Here is a 13,542-nt window from a genome sequence, read left to right as displayed (position 1 = left end):
TCCTTTCTGTGTCAGAGTTCAAAGGCCCGCTTAGAATACGATGAGCATTAATGCGCCGGCCAGGATGATACTCAGGATGACACGTTCAACCCAGATGATGAGATAGTCGCTGAACTTGATCGGGATATCTGTACCCATCATACAGGGGATGGAAGCAGAGAAGAAGAGAATTTCCGAAACGCTGACGATCGCGACCAACATACGCGTGGCAATGGCCATGCCTTCCCCGGCAACCAGCGGCGCCGGCAGAAGCATTTCCGCAATACTTAAGGACAACGCTTTTGCAGTCAGATGTGCTTCCGGAACCTGTAAGAGTGCCGTAAAGGGATAGAAAATGTAGCCAATGATATCGAAGACCGGTGTATAGGTCGCAATCAAGAGGCCTGTCATACCAACGCCGAGAAGGGAAGGTGCAATATTGAGCGCCATTTTGAAGCCGTCAATGAAATTCATTTTAATGACTTCGAATAGCGATGGTGCCTGATGATAGGCCGTCATGGCTTGCTGCATGGCGTTTTGGAAAGAAACTTTTTTGCGTTCTTCTTTGACCATCGGTTTTCCGGAGAAATACACATCCTTCTTTTTGCTCAGCGGGAAAAGACGTACGGTAATCGCCGTAACGATAAAGGTAATGATCAATGTCGCCCAGAAATAGAACAGCCAATGATCCATCAGATCCAGCGTTTTTGCAACGATAATCATGAAGGTGGCGGAAACGGTGGAGAAACCGGTTGCAATGATCGCGGCTTCTTTTTGCGTATAGGCATCTTCACGGTAGACACGGTTCGTGATAAGAAGCGCCAAGGAATAGCTGCCGACAAACGAGGCAACGGCATCAACAGCGCTGCGTCCCGGGGTTTTGAATACCGGGCGCATAACCGGCTCCATGAAGACCCCGACAAATTCCATGAGACCGAAACTGATTAAGAAGGCCAGGAAAATAGATCCGATAGGGACGATGGTGGTAACGGAAACAAGAATAGCGTTAAAAATCATCGGCAGCATGCCTTTATCATGCAACGCGGCCGGGCCCCATCCGGTAATTTGCATGACGAGGAAAATAATCGAAACCAGTTTTAGGGCAAAAAAGACTTTGCGGACAATGCCGCCTTCCCATTCCTTGCGTTTGAATGCATACGCTAATCCGGCCAGAACCATAAACGTGCCGAACACAATGCCGTAATTCGGAATGCCTTTGATCGCATTAACAATGTGGTCAATGGGAATGGTGTTTTTGCCTCCGAATTCAATTGGAACAAAGAACATAAAAATGCCGAACAGCGAGTACAGGACGAATAGACATACATCTTTTGCCGTCCATTTGGTGGTAGTCATGACTTCCTCCTTTTCCATTAAGGATACAAAGCCAAGAGTTTTCCGATGAAACTCTTTCGTCCTTATTATACGCGTTCTAGAAACAAATGAAAACGATTGGCACAAAAAATCGACGAAAATCATCGACTTTTGAAAAAATTGTAAGAATGGAGTCAAGCGAAAAAATTTACACCATTTGCTCATTAGTACGTTTGCTTTTCCGTCAAACTCACATAAAATAGGAGAGACTGCAAACATTGGTAACGGGGGAGCCCAGAAAGGAACCGCATTGAAGCAAATTCAACTCAAGCAAATCAGCAAGTCCTTTGATGCGCTGACGGTATTAAAGAATTTTGATCTGACGATTGAGGATGAAGAATTTCTGACGCTTTTAGGTCCGTCAGGATGTGGAAAGACGACTATTTTGCGCATTATCGGCGGTTTTGAAGAACCGGACAGCGGTCAGGTTCTTTTCGAAGGAAAAGACATTACGCATGTCCCGCCGCATTTGCGGCCGTTCAATACGGTATTTCAACAATATGCCCTTTTTCCCCATATGAATGTGGAAGAAAATGTCGGCTTCGGTCTGCGCATGAAGGGAGTGGAGAAAGAGGAACGGGAGGCGCGCGTAGAGAGAATGCTGCGCTTAGTGAATCTTTCCGGGTATGGAAAGCGCAAAGTGGATCAGCTTTCCGGCGGACAGAAGCAGCGCATTGCGATCGCCCGTGCCTTGGTGAATGAGCCAGAGGTGTTACTTCTTGACGAGCCGCTTGGGGCACTGGACCTTAAGTTGCGCAAAGAGATGCAGGGAGAGCTGAAGCGCATGCAGCAGGAACTGGGCATTACGTTTATTTTTGTCACCCACGACCAGGAAGAAGCGCTTACGATGTCGGATTGCATTGTCGTTATGAACGGCGGTGTCATCCAGCAGATGGGCGACCCCAAAGATATCTATGATGAACCCCAGAATCGTTTTGTAGCGGATTTTATCGGGGACTCGAATATTGTCGAAGGCATCATGCATGCCGATTATGATGTGAGCTTTTCCGGTCATCGTTTCCGGTGTGTCGACAAAGGTTTTGCGCCCGATGAAGCCGTCGATATCGTTTTGCGTCCGGAAGATCTGGAACTCGTTGCTCCGGAGAAGGGAATGCTGGTGGGAAAGGTGGAGAGCTGCCTATTCCGCGGCGTTCATTACGAGATGGAAATCGACGTTAATGGCGAATGCTATAAGAGCCAGAGCACCAAGGCGATGGGGGTTGGCAGTCGTGTGGGCATCGTCATTGCGCCCGATCTGATTCAAGTCATGCACCGCTCGTCGCCACAAGGGGTTTTGCGATGAAACGATACCGTCGCTTGAGCGCCCCATATTTACTATGGGCGGCTATGTTTGTGTTGATCCCGATGGGCATGATTTTTTACTATGCTCTGACGACCGCTGACGGACAGTGGACATTGGAAAATTTCCGGCGCTTTTTTGCCGGCAATGCGACCGCAACGCTAGTCAAATCGCTGCGTCTCGCTTTGATCTCGACGGTGATCTGCTTTCTTTTGGGCTATCCCATGGCCTATTTCATGGCGAAGGCCAATGCACGCATACGCCCCATGTTGTTGATGCTGGTGATGATTCCGATGTGGATGAACTTTTTGCTGCGCACCTATGCCTGGATTACCATTCTTTCGCGCGGCGGCATTTTGAACACGTTTCTTACGAGCATCGGCCTTGCACCGACCGATCTGCTATACACAGAGACAGCGGTCATCCTGGGCATGGTATATAATTTCTTGCCCTTCATGATTTTGCCCATTTTCACGTCTCTTGAAAAAATGGATCCGGCCCTTTTGGAAGCGGCCGATGACTTGGGCGCCAACAAACGGCAGACGTTCTTGCACGTCACCTTGCCGCTTTCGCTTCCCGGCGTGGCATCCGGTTTTTCCATGGTATTCATTCCCGCCATCGCCACGTTTGAAATCACTTCCCTTTTGGGTGGCAATAAGACCAACCTGATCGGCAATGTGATTCAGCAGCAGTTTACCGTCACCGGGAATTGGCAATACGGCTCCGCCATGGCCATGATCTTAATGGTGTTTCTTGTGCTTTCGCTCTTTTTCGGAAGAGAAGAAGAAACGCATGCGCAGGGCAGCGTCGTCACCGCACAGGATTTGGAACTGGTGGCGGAAGAGCAGGAGGAGGTTAGCGATGTCTAAACAACTTAGGCGCGTATTCCTTTTTCTGCTGTATGCGTTCCTCTATGCTCCGATTGTGGTGCTGATTGTCTTTTCCTTTAACAGCGGCCAGACGCGCGGCGCATGGGAAGGCTTTTCGCTTCACTGGTATCAGTCGTTGATGCAGAACCATGAAATTTTGAATGCGCTCAAGAACACGGTGTCCATTGCGCTTGTTGCTACGGTCATCGCCACGGTGATTGCGACATTCGGGACCATCGGCGTGTACTGGTTTTCGCGGCGACGTCGCGTGGCCATTCACCTTATCAATCAGGTGATTGTTCTGAACCCCGACATTGTGACCGCCATTGGATTTATGGCCCTGTTCGGCTTCTTGCACATGACGCCGGGTTATCTGACGATCCTGCTCTCGCATATCGCGTTTGAAATCCCATATATCGTTCTTTCCATTCTGCCTCGCCTGAAGCAGATGCCGCTGGAACTGGCGGAGGCTTCTATGGATCTGGGTGCAACGCCCTGGCAGACATTGCGTTATGTCATTCTGCCCTTTCTTAAGAGCGGCATCATATCCGGTGCCTTGATGGGCTTTACCATGTCCATTGATGACTTCGTCATTACCTTTTTCAATGCCGGAAACGGTGTCGAGACGGTATCCACGATGGTCTATTCTATGGCGCGACGGGGAATCAATCCCGAAGTAAATGCCTTATCCGCCATGATGTTTGTGGCGATGTTCCTCTTGCTTTTGGCAACCAACTGGCGCACCATTCACGGAAAGGAGATGCCATGAGACGCATGCGATTTACGCTTTTTGCGGCATTTGTGCTTTTTCTTTCCGCCATGCTATCCGGCTGCGGTCAGGGGGAAGACACCAAGACGGCAAAGCAACAGGTTAATGTGTACAACTGGGGGGAATATATTGATCCGGAACTCATCCATCGCTTTGAAGATGAGACAGGCATTGACGTCATTTATTCCAACTTTGCGACCAATGAGGATTTGTATGTCAAGCTGAAAAACGGGGGTGCCGCCTATGATGTGATTGTTCCTTCGGAATATATGCTGCAGCGCATGGTGCAGGAGGATATGCTCCTTCCGCTGGATTACAGCCATATTCCCAATATGCGATACATTGACCGCCCCTTTCTGCATCAGCCCTTTGATCCGGAGCAACGCTATTCTGCCCCCTATTTCTGGGGCACGGTGGGAATTCTCTACAATCGCAAAATGGTGAAGGATCCTGTGAATTCTTGGGACATTCTCTGGAATCCGCACTATGCGCGGCAGATCATCATGCTGGATTCTTCGCGTGATTCCTTAATGGTGGCATTGGTTCGCGAGGGCGCATCTGTGAATTCCACCGATCCGAAAGAGCTTACGGCGGCGAAGGAAGATTTAATTCGTCAATACCCGCTGGTATACGCGTATCTCATCGACGAGATTCGGGATCTCATGATCAACGGGGAGAATGCGCTGGCCGTCATGTATTCCGGCGACGCCTATGCCGCCATGCAGGAGAATCCGGATCTGGATTTTGTGAATCCGCCGGAAGGCGGAAATCTTTGGTTTGATGTGTTTGCCGTTCCCAAAGGTGCACAGAACAAGGAAAATGCGGAAAAATTCATCAACTTCATGTTGCGTCCGGACGTCATGGCGCAGAATGCGGAATGGGTGGGCTATTCGCTTCCGAGTGAAGCGGGGCGAGCACTTTTGCCGGAAGAGACGCGCAATTCTCCGGTGGCCTATCCGGACCCCAAGACGTACGAAAAGTATGAAGTGTTTGAATATATCGGCGATGCCGTACATCTTTATGATCAGCTCTGGCAGGATGTCAAGAATCAGTAAGGAGAGGAGGAATCATGAATTACGTGGACTGGCTTTCCCATGTGGATCGGGGCGAACCCGGCCAGGTTCTTCTCTGCTGTATTCAGGAACCCTACCTCTGGGAAATGCTGAAGAGCGTGCTGCAAAACGATGTATTGGGCGGAAACTTCCTCTCTTTTAACTACGAACACCTGGATGGTCGCACGCTTTCACCCGAAGCCTTGGTTTCCGCTTTGGAAACCCTGCCTCTGATGGGGGAGCGGCGCGTAGTCGTTGTGGAAAACGTGCCTTTGCAAAAAGAAGCCCTGCAAAAAAATGAGACGTTGTTGAACACTCTGTATGAGAGTGTTTTGCATCGCCCGCCGCATGTGCTCTTGGTTTTGGGCTTCGAGGGGGAAAAGCCGTTTCGTGGAAAAGTGCTTCGACAAATGGAAGCGGATCTGCAGCGCATTTCGCTCTCTCCCTTGACGGAACCGGAGCTGGAACGATTTATCATGAAGAAATGGCAGCAACGCGGCATCACTCCTGAAAGAGGCGTCGTGTCTCTTCTTATTTCCTCCAGCGAATATCTGGATCCGCGCGCAGAGAAAAACCTGTATGATGTGGAGAATCTCGTAGCGTCCACGGCCTCATTGGCCAAAAACGGCCTCTTATATCGTCGGGATGTGGAAGAGGCGCTCATTTCGCCTTCCGAACGCAATATTTTTGCTCTGATGGATGCCATCAATGACCGCCGTGCAGCGAGTGCCTGCGCCCTAATAAAGGGCTACGAATCCTTGGGGGAAGATCCGTTTCGTCTGTTTTACATGTTGGTGCGTCAAGTACGCAATATGATCGGAGTCAAGCGTGCCGAAGGCATGCGCCTTTCTCCACGAGACGGCCAAGCCCGCTTAAAGCTGTCTTCCTTTGAATACGGCAAATTGCGTCGCGGCGTGCAACGTTATACGGAGGAGGAACTGATCGGCTATCACGATCGCCTGTTTTCGATGGAAAAACGCATGAAAACACAGGTGTTTGACCTCGAATCGGAATTGGAGCGCTTTGCACTGTCCTTGGAGCGCGAAAAAGCGTAAATTGCTTTTTTTGATTTGCATAGAGCAAAAGATTGTGGTAAACTGTTCAGGTATCGAAAAAAAGATCTCATGCTACCAAAGGAGGTGAGCGAATTGGCCAATATTAAGTCGGCAAAAAAGAGAATTGACATTGCTAAACGCAACCGTCTGCGCAACCGCAGCAAGCGTTCCGAGATTAAAACCTACATCAAAAAGTTTGATGCGGCGTTAGAGGCGAACTCACCTCAGGAAGCGCAAGAGCTGTTAAAGGTGATTGACCGCAAGCTGAAGCGTGCTTCGTTGCAGAGCGCGTATTCGAAAAATGCAGCAAGCCGCGCCGTCAGCCGTCTGCAAAAGCGCCTGAACGTTGCGTCTGCCCAGTAACAACGAATCAACATACGAAGAACAGAAAAGAGCCGATTTTCTTTTGAACGGCTCTTTTTTTATGCTCTTTTTTCGCCTCCTGCTGTGCTATACTGAATGCGATGAAAGACGAATGGAGAGGCAAAGCGATGACGAAAGAACAAAAAGACCGGCGCTTGCTTTCGCTGGATGCTGTTTTTATGGACGACGAACCGGTAGAGCAAAAGGAAGAAGAGCTGGAATCGGTCGCAACACAGGACAAAGAGATGGAGCCGGCCCAGATTCCCGATACGAACGAGGAAGAAGAGAAGCCGAGCGAAGCGCCGAAACGAAGTGCTGGCCATCTGCGCCGTTTTCTGAAAGAGCGCGTTTCCGACGAGACGAGAGAGAAGTTGGAACAGACGGAGCGTGCGCAACGCAGCGCCCGCGAAATCGAGGCGTTGAATCAGGAGGCGCCGATTCCTGAGATGGACTTTTCAGAAGAGGAACAGGCGGACGACACCGAAGATCTGACGATACTTCTTCCTACTATTACGAACGAATCGGCACCTTCCGAGGAAACGAGAATTTTTGCGCCCATTTCCGTCCCGAAAGAGGAGACGCGGACAGACGAACATAACGTATATTCGGGGCATGAGCAAGCCAAAGCGACGGAGCTATTCGCTGCAGAGGAAGATTGGCCGGATGAGGAGAACGCGCCTCTCACACCCGCTTATCCCGATGCGGATGATGAGGAAGAAAAAGCGAAAGAGAAGGGCGTTCGCGGCTTCTTTTTCAATTGGATTTTGCCCATCGGCGTGGCGCTGTTGCTTGCCATCGTGATCCGCTTTTTTATCGGCGGCGCGACTACCGTCAGCGGAACGTCCATGGAGCCTACGCTGCATAACGGCGATTTTCTGTTGGTCAGCAAAATTCCGACCTATCTCAAACAATATAAGCGTGGAGACATTCTCATCGTGGATTCCCCCGATCTGGACGAATTCTATGTCAAGCGTCTGATCGGTCTACCGGGAGAAACGGTTGAGATCGATGACGGCAAAGTCTATATCAACGGCAAATGGATGAAAGAATATTATACGAATCAGGAAACGGTTTCGTATGCCAGCTCGAAATGGACACTGGGCGAGAATGAGTATTTTGTTATGGGCGATAATCGCGGCACGGGAGCCAGCAACGACAGCCGATTGTTTGGGCCCGTTTTGGCGGAGCATATCAAAGCGGTTTCGCGCGTGCGCATCTGGCCGATTACGAAGATGATGTTGATGTATTGATGGCAGCGAGGAATGGATGAGAACACCAATGTCCCATCATACGCCTAAGCGGCGTGTGGAACGTGAATTTAAAGCGCTGGAGGCGATACGCATTCTTGTCATCGCCATCGTGATTGCCTTTTTCATTACGCATTTTATTGTGGCGAGCACCGTTGTGGAGGGATCTTCTATGGAAGAAACGCTCCATAACGGGGATCGTCTCTTTGTGTTTAAGCAAGGTATTACGGCGGAAGGCTTAAAACGCGGGGATGTTGTCGTTTTTCATTCGCCGGATGAGAATCGCGATTATATTAAACGTGTGGTGGCGCTTCCGGATGAGTATGTGCAGATTGAAGACGGCATGGTCTACATCAATGGAAAACGTCTGGAAGAGCCCTATATCAATACCAGCTTTACGCATGTGCGCGAGAACACCGAATGGTTGGTGGGAAAAGATGAACTCTTTGTATTGGGGGACAATCGCAAGCAAGGCGCGAGTCGTGACAGCCGGTATTTCGGCACCATCCCGCTCCGCTCTGTCGTAGGGCGCGCGGTATTTCGGTATTTTCCTTTTAACGCATTCGGCGGGTTTTAGGAGGATGTATGGGAGATCGGCAAGAAAATATTCGTAATTTCTGCATTATTGCACACATTGACCATGGCAAATCCACCTTGGCGGATCGGCTCATCGAAATGACCGGCGCCGTTACGATGCGTGAGATGAAAGAACAGCTTTTAGATTCCATGGATTTGGAGCGCGAGCGCGGCATTACGATCAAGCTCAAGGCGGTGCGCCTCTTTTATGAAGCGGATGACGGCGTCGTCTATACGCTCAATCTCATTGATACGCCGGGTCATGTGGACTTTAACTACGAGGTTTCGCGTTCCCTTGCCGCCTGCGAGGGCGCTGTGCTCATCGTCGATGCTTCCCAGGGAGTGGAGGCGCAGACCTTGGCCAACACGTATCTGGCGCTGGAGGAAGACCTCGAAATTTTACCGGTCATTAACAAGATTGATCTGCCCGGTGCCAATATTCCCATGGCCAAAGAGGAAATTGAAAATGTTTTGGGCTTTGACACAGAAGGAATACCGCTGATCTCCGCAAAGGCCGGAACGAATATCAAGGCGGTTCTGGAAGATATCGTACAGAATATTCCTGCGCCGTCCGGCGATCCGAAGGGACCACTGCAAGCCCTGATTTTCGATTCCTATTACGATCCCTATTTGGGCGTCGTAATGTTCGTGCGTGTGAAGGATGGAAAAATTGTTCCGGGCATGCGCATTCGATTGATGGCGACCGGCAAAGAATACGAAGTGGATGAGGTCGGCTATGATGCACGCGGTCACGTGAGGACCGATGAGCTTTCCACGGGCGATGTCGGCTATGTGGTCTGTTCCATTAAAACCGTAGGCGATGCGGAGGTCGGCGACACGATCACCTCTGCCGAGAATCCGGCGGAAGCGCCACTTCCGGGCTATAAAAAAGTCGTTCCCATGGTCTATGCCGGCATCTATCCGAGCACCAATGAGGACGTCAACAGTGTGCGGGATGCGTTGGAGAAATTGCAGGTTAACGATGCCGCGCTGGTGTTTGAAAAAGAAAATTCCGCCGCACTGGGCTTCGGCTTTCGTTGCGGCTTCTTAGGCATGCTTCATATGGAAGTGATTGAGGAACGTCTGGCACGGGAATTCAATCTCGATATTCTGGCAACCGCACCGAGCGTTATTTATCACATTACGCTGCACAATGGAACACAATATAGCATTCAGAACCCGACCGATTTTCCGGATCCGACCGATATAGAACGGGTGGAGGAACCCATTGTGCGTGCCGACATCATGACACCGAAGGAATACATCGGTACGATTATGGAATTATGTCAGGATCGGCGCGGCGTGTATAAGAACATGGAATACATGGATGAACGCCGCGTTTCCATGCATTATGAGATGCCCTTGAATGAGGTCATCTATGATTTCTTTGATGCGTTAAAATCCAAAACACGCGGCTATGCAAGCCTTGACTATGAGCTGCAGGGCTATCAGCCTTCCGATCTGGTGAAGCTGGATATTCTGGTCAATAGTGAGCCGGTGGATGCGCTTTCGCTCATCGTGCATCGCGATAAAGCGTATGAGCGCGGACGGCTCATTTGCGAGCGGATGAAAAAAGAAATTCCGCGCCATCAGTTTGCGGTGCCCATCCAGGCGGCCATCGGGGCGAAAATCATTGCCCGTGAGACGGTTTCCGCATTGCGCAAAGACGTGCTTTCCAAGTGCTACGGTGGCGATATTTCGCGAAAAAAGAAACTGCTGGAAAAGCAGAAGGAAGGCAAGAAGCGCATGAGCCAAATCGGAAACGTCAACATTCCGCAGAGCGCATTTTTGAATGTACTGAAGTACGATGAAGAAAACTGAGAACACCTTCCAAGCGGCACCGGAAATTCGTCCGCTTGGACTCTATATTCACTATCCCTTCTGCCAAGAGCGTTGCTTCTATTGCGATTTTTTAACGTTTCCGCATGCCGAGGCCTTGCAGGCTCCCTATCTTTCCTCTTTAAAACAGGAAATTCATCTCTTGGACCAGGCGCAAGGGCGGCAACAAATGCCGTTTCTTGCGCCCGTTTCGTATGTTGTGGATACTGTTTATTTCGGCGGAGGAACCCCTTCGCTTTTGCCGCCGGAAGCGGTGGTATCTCTTTTGGATGCGCTTCGCGCCGCCTTCTCCTTCGCGAAAGACGTGGAAATTACGCTGGAAGCCAATCCGGGAACGCTGCATAGAGACGGACTCGCGACTCTTGTTGCTGCCGGCGTGAACCGCGTCTCGCTCGGTGTGCAAAGCATGTCCGATACGCTGCTTACGCGTCTCGGCCGTACGCATACCGCTGCAGACGTTACAAGGGACATTGCTCTCTTGCGGGAGACCGGTGTACGAAACGTGAATGTGGACTTTCTTCTCGGCTTGCCGGGGCAGTCTCTGGAAGCGATTCGTCGGGATCTATCTTTTATAGAAGAATGGCGTCCGCAACACGTTTCCTGGTATTCTCTCATTTTAGAAGAAAAAACCTATTTTTCGTGGCAGGCGCAACATGGCGATCTGCCCTTGCCGGAAGAGGCACTTCTTTTACAGGAAGAAGAGGAAGTCTTGAACGGCCTCTCTGCTTTAGGCTATGCGCGCTATGAAATTTCCAATTTTGCGCTGCCATCTTATGCCTCGCGGCATAATCTGAAATATTGGAGTGCTGCAGACTATCTTGGAATCGGTGTCGGCGCGGCGAGCTATCTGCAGGGAGAACGCTATCGCAATCCTGCAGGCATTCATGCCTATGGCAAGGAGATTGCGGAAGGACGCTTGCCCCAGCAGCGCGAAGAGCGTACGCTGGAAGAGGACCTGTTTGAGCAGGTCATGATGGGCTTGCGCAAAATACAGGGTATTGATCGTAATGCGTTTTATGCCCGCAACGGCATCGATGTACTCGATATGGCGCCGAAGCGCATTGCCGAAGCACAGAAAAATGGTTTGCTCTGCGTTACGCCGACACATATTGCTTTCACACCGGCAGGACTCAATGTACAAAATGACGTTTTATCCGACATCCTTTGGGAGTGGGAAGGCTGACGACGAACCACCACATTTTTTTCGCTTTCCATTGACAAAGGAGAAGATGCCTTGTATCATAGTGTTAGCACTCAAAGAGATAGAGTGATAACAGGATGGAAACGGAGCGGTTGCATTGTTCCATGCAAGATACCGTAAACCGGACACTAGCTTGATGGGCTTCATCCATGGAAGGAGGCAATATGGACGATCGAAAAATGTTCATTCTGGGCGCCATTTTGCAATCCTATATTCACGAAGGACAGCCCATCGGATCACGAACGTTGCGGCGTGACTATGAGATGAACATATCCGCAGCTACGATTCGAAATGAAATGAGCGATCTGGAACACATGGGTTATCTGGAAAAGGCGCATACCTCTTCCGGACGCGTTCCCGTCGAAAAGGCGTATCGCTGGTATGTGGATGAGTTATTGCGACGCGGAGAAGACCCGGAGCCGATTTCCGCTCTAAGCAGCCGAAGTTTGCTGAAGCAGTCCTACGATCCGGAAAGTTTACTGGAGCAGGCGCTCACGATTCTTTCCGATTTAACTGACAGTGTGGCGTTTGCCCTTTTGCCGGCGCGCACGGACGATATCATCGAAAAAATTCGTTTTCTGCCGCTTTCGGCGCACGAATTGCTGACAGTAACCGTATTCAATACGCGTTTTGTGGACACCGAGTTGATTCGTCTGGACGGGGATTACAGCAAAGAGCGTCTCGAGCGTCTGGGTGAAATTTTCCAGGAGTTGTTTGAAGGCCATCGTCTCTGTGATGTTTCCGCTTTCTTGCAATCCGATTATTTCAGCGGGACGGTGACACACGGCAACCTCATGAGTGAGCTCATTCCGACCTTGCTCGAACGACTCAATGCCAAGCATGGAGAACGCGTAGTGTTCCAAGGCATGGCCAAGTGGTTGCGTTTCGTAGAAGGCAGCGATCTGCCGGGTGCGTTACAGTTTCTGGAGGAATTGCGAACGAACTCCGATTTTCTGGGCTTGCTCGATCAAATCTCACCGCAAGAGGGAACGATCGTGCGTATCGGCTCCGAAAATGAATTGCCCCTGCTGCATCGGGCTTCACTCATCGCGACACCGTTTCGCGTACACGATCAGGTCTATGGAGCGCTGGGAATCATTGGGCCATTGCGGTTACACTATCGCAACGCCATCGGCCATGTGCGGCGCATGGGAAAATATCTCGATTCCATTACAGGACGAGTCTAAGGTTGAATTCCGGCGGCAAGTGGTATCGTGCCGCGGAAAGGAGGAAGCATGAAAAATAAAAAGAAAAAGGTAACAGTCGAAGAACTGTTGCAACAGGAAAAAGAGGTTGCACAGGAGACCGGTGGTAAACCGAACCAAAGCGACGATACCTTCGCGGATGCGACGGGAAAGACGTCTCATGAAGAAGCGGACGAACGGATGAACAGAAATGGGGACGACGCCGAAGAAGGGAATGTGAACGCAACAACGGACGATCCATCCGACAAAAAGGATGCTTCCGTAGATGAATCGAAAAACGAAGAAATCGCCGTCCGGTATTTGCGATTACAAGCCGACTTTCAAAATTACAAACGCCGTACCGAGGAAGAGCAGAAAAATACAATACGTTACGCGAATGAGCGTCTGATTCTGCAGCTGCTCGATGTGGTGGATAATTTTGAACGCGCCTTAGCCACGGAAAAAGAACACGATAATTTCTTCCTGGGGATGGAAATGATTCATTCCCAGTTACGCGAGATATTGGAAAAAAACGGGGTGGAAGCCATTGTGGCGGATGGCGAAGCCTTTGATCCTAATCTGCACCATGCGGTACTTACCGAAGAGAGTGCGGAGGTGGACGAAGGGCACGTCATTGAAACCCTGCAGACAGGATATAAGTTGAACGGAAAATTGATTCGGCCGGCCATGGTCAAAGTGGCGAAATAAGGCTGAGCGACAAGGAGGAAAAGAAT

Annotated in this window: 13 protein-coding genes; 12 read left to right on the top strand and 1 reads right to left on the bottom strand. The window is 50.3% G+C overall.

The annotated features are described in order from the left end of the window. Positions 1–30 precede the first annotated feature (30 nt). The gene (locus FXY30_RS06720) at positions 31–1,335 is read right to left on the bottom strand and encodes a YjiH family protein (protein WP_083428271.1); all 1,305 of its coding nucleotides are present in this window, start codon (positions 1,333–1,335) and stop codon (positions 31–33) included. A gap of 268 nt (positions 1,336–1,603) precedes the next feature. On the opposite strand from FXY30_RS06720, the gene FXY30_RS06715 reads away from it, so the two are divergent. From FXY30_RS06715 to grpE, 12 genes are all read left to right on the top strand, one after another. Continuing rightward, on the top strand, positions 1,604–2,656 hold the full coding sequence (locus tag FXY30_RS06715; protein ID WP_071705884.1) for an ABC transporter ATP-binding protein: 1,053 nt from the start codon (positions 1,604–1,606) through the stop codon (positions 2,654–2,656). Then, the gene (locus FXY30_RS06710) at positions 2,653–3,522 is read left to right on the top strand and encodes an ABC transporter permease (protein ID WP_071705883.1); all 870 of its coding nucleotides are present in this window, start codon (positions 2,653–2,655) and stop codon (positions 3,520–3,522) included. Before FXY30_RS06715 ends, FXY30_RS06710 begins: the two co-directional genes overlap by 4 nt. Continuing rightward, positions 3,515–4,291 carry an ABC transporter permease gene (locus FXY30_RS06705; RefSeq protein WP_071705882.1) on the top strand — a complete coding sequence of 259 codons (777 nt, stop codon included), beginning with the start codon at positions 3,515–3,517 and terminating at the stop codon, positions 4,289–4,291. The genes FXY30_RS06710 and FXY30_RS06705 overlap by 8 nt, the downstream gene beginning before the upstream one ends. Next, entirely contained in the window at positions 4,288–5,346 is a 1,059-nt protein-coding gene (locus FXY30_RS06700; protein WP_071705881.1) for an ABC transporter substrate-binding protein, read from the top strand. Before FXY30_RS06705 ends, FXY30_RS06700 begins: the two co-directional genes overlap by 4 nt. 14 nt (positions 5,347–5,360) lie before the next feature. Beyond that, a complete protein-coding gene (gene holA / locus FXY30_RS06695; protein WP_071705880.1) occupies positions 5,361–6,398 on the top strand; it encodes a DNA polymerase III subunit delta in 1,038 nt (345 codons plus the stop codon). A 93-nt stretch (positions 6,399–6,491) separates the two neighbouring features. Further along, positions 6,492–6,761 (top strand): 30S ribosomal protein S20, encoded by a 270-nt coding sequence (gene rpsT, locus FXY30_RS06690; RefSeq protein ID WP_071705879.1) that lies wholly within the window; start codon positions 6,492–6,494, stop codon positions 6,759–6,761. A 128-nt stretch (positions 6,762–6,889) separates the two neighbouring features. After that, positions 6,890–8,011: a signal peptidase I gene (gene lepB, locus FXY30_RS06685; RefSeq protein ID WP_232009050.1), complete on the top strand. Its 1,122-nt coding sequence runs from the start codon at positions 6,890–6,892 to the stop codon at positions 8,009–8,011. A 16-nt stretch (positions 8,012–8,027) separates the two neighbouring features. Next, positions 8,028–8,585 (top strand): signal peptidase I, encoded by a 558-nt coding sequence (lepB, locus tag FXY30_RS06680; RefSeq protein WP_232009049.1) that lies wholly within the window; start codon positions 8,028–8,030, stop codon positions 8,583–8,585. An 8-nt stretch (positions 8,586–8,593) separates the two neighbouring features. Further along, positions 8,594–10,405 (top strand): translation elongation factor 4, encoded by a 1,812-nt coding sequence (gene lepA / locus FXY30_RS06675; RefSeq protein ID WP_071705877.1) that lies wholly within the window; start codon positions 8,594–8,596, stop codon positions 10,403–10,405. Then, positions 10,392–11,606 carry a radical SAM family heme chaperone HemW gene (hemW, locus tag FXY30_RS06670; protein WP_071705876.1) on the top strand — a complete coding sequence of 405 codons (1,215 nt, stop codon included), beginning with the start codon at positions 10,392–10,394 and terminating at the stop codon, positions 11,604–11,606. The genes lepA and hemW overlap by 14 nt, the downstream gene beginning before the upstream one ends. A 182-nt stretch (positions 11,607–11,788) precedes the next feature. Then, positions 11,789–12,811, top strand: coding sequence for a heat-inducible transcriptional repressor HrcA (gene hrcA, locus FXY30_RS06665; protein ID WP_071705875.1), 1,023 nt, complete (start codon positions 11,789–11,791; stop codon positions 12,809–12,811). Between the two features lie 48 nt (positions 12,812–12,859). Continuing rightward, positions 12,860–13,516, top strand: a complete 657-nt coding sequence (grpE, locus tag FXY30_RS06660) for a nucleotide exchange factor GrpE (protein WP_083428269.1) — start codon at positions 12,860–12,862, stop codon at positions 13,514–13,516. The last annotated feature ends 26 nt before the right edge of the window (positions 13,517–13,542 follow it).

It is taken from the genome of Murdochiella vaginalis, assembly GCF_902381775.1.
GTDB lineage: Bacteria > Bacillota > Clostridia > Tissierellales > Peptoniphilaceae > Murdochiella > Murdochiella vaginalis.
The sequence above is the reverse complement of the archived record's forward strand: the minus strand, read 5'-3'. Positions and strand labels throughout refer to the sequence as shown.